Consider the following 1,888-nt stretch of genomic DNA (forward strand, 5'->3'; position numbering starts at 1 on the left):
GCCCAGCCGGGCCGACCCGCCGCCCGGGCCGCACCGGGCCGGGCGCCCGCCCGGCGCGAGCCCGCCGCCCGGGACCGATGAGCCGCCCCGCTCAGGACGACCGCCCCATGCAGACCGGTCGCCGCTCCGACCGGAACAGCCGCCCCGAGCAGCCCGCTCGCCGCTCAGTTCACGCCCGGATGCACCGTATCCGCCCCCCGACCCGAGTCCGCACCCTGAGAAGGGATTGGAGACGATGGCCGTGAGGGAACCCCTGACCTACCTAGGCGAGGCCGGACAGCAGATCGGCAGCTCGCTCGACCATTTGCAGGCCGCACGGACGCTCGCCGAGGTGCTCGTGCCGCGCCTCGCCGACTTCGCCGCGGTCGAACTGCTCGAAGGCGTCGTCGCCGACTCGGCGCCACCGGCCGACGAGATCGACGAGACCACCCAGATGCGCCGCGTCGCGGTCGTCCACAACGACGAGCCGGGACGCTGGGAAGGGGCCGCCCCCGAGGGCGAACCGCTGCTCCTGTCGCCCCGCACGCCGTTCGTCCAGGCCATGCGGACCGGACGGCCCGTCCACATCCCCCGCGTCGGCCCCGGGCAGGCGGCCGACATCGCCGCCGCGTTCGGCGACCAGGACGGGCTGCGGGCGCTGCTCACCGGCCGGGCGCTGCTGATCGTCCCGCTGATCGCCCGCGGCCGCGTCCTCGGCACGTTCAAGCTGCTGCGCAAGCCCGACCGCGAGCCGTTCGGCGAGCTCTGCCTCGCCATGATCGACGAGCTGGGCCGCCGCGCCGCGCTGTGCATCGACAACGGGCGGCTGTACCGGCGCGAGGTCCAGGTCGCCGAGGAGCTGCAGCGCAGCATGCTGCCCGACGACCCGCCCGACGTCGCGGGCGCGCGCGTCCGGTACCGCTACCGCCCCGCCGAGCAGGCCGCGAAGGTCGGCGGCGACTGGTTCGACGCCATCCCGCTGCCCGGCTGCCGGCTCGGCATCGTCGTCGGCGACGTGATGGGCCACGGCCTCACCTCCGCGGCGATCATGGGGCAGCTCCGCACCGCCGTCCGCACCCTCGCGGCCGAGGACATGCGGCCCGCGCGGCTGCTGCGCCAGCTCGACGGCCTCGCCCGCCGGCTCGGCGAGGACTACCTCGCCACCTGCCTGTACGCGGTGTACGACCCGGTCGAGCGGCGGTGCACGTTCGCCAACGCCGGGCACGTCCCGCCGGTGCTGGTGTCGCCGTTCGGCGACAGCCGCGTGCTGCCCGTCCCGCCGGGGGTGCCGATCGGGGTCGGCGGCGAGCCGTTCGAGGCGATGGAGGTCCAGGTGGAAGACGGGTCGCAGCTCGTCCTGTGCACCGACGGCCTGCTGGAGCGCCGCGGCCACGACATCGACCACGGGCTGGAGGAGCTGCGCGGCCGGCTCGCCGACGCCACCCCCGACCTCGACCTCACCTGCGACACCCTCCTCGACACCCTCGGCGCCGCCACGCCCGCCGACGACGTCGCCATCGTGGCGGTCGGGTTCGACGGCATCCCCAAGGAGGACGTCGCCGCGTGGGAGCTCGACCCGGACCCGGGCACCGTCCCGTGGGTGCGCGGCGAGGTCGCCGGAAAGCTCGCCGAATGGGCCCTCGAACCGCTCACCGACACCGTCCAGCTGCTGGTCAGCGAGCTGGTCACCAACGCGCTCCTGCACGGCGCCGGCGCCATCGGGCTCCGCCTGATCAAGGGCAGGACGCTGCTCTGCGAGGTGTACGACGACGGCGCCGACCTGCCCCGGCTCCGGCACGCCGAGGCCACCGACGAGACGGGCCGCGGGCTCCAGCTCGTCGCCCACCTGTCCACCCGCTGGGGGACGCACCGCGCCGAACCGGGAAAAGTCGTGTGGTTCGAGCACGAC

Annotated in this window: 1 protein-coding gene; it reads left to right on the forward strand. The window is 75.2% G+C overall.

What is annotated here, in order from left to right; genetic code table 11:
- Positions 1-241: 241 nt before the first annotated feature.
- On the forward strand, positions 242-1,888 hold a 1,647-nt coding region (locus tag E1264_RS42350; RefSeq protein ID WP_165964672.1), incomplete at its 3' end, for a SpoIIE family protein phosphatase.

Source organism: Actinomadura sp. KC216 (assembly GCF_004348535.1).
Classification (GTDB): Bacteria; Actinomycetota; Actinomycetes; order Streptosporangiales; family Streptosporangiaceae; genus Spirillospora.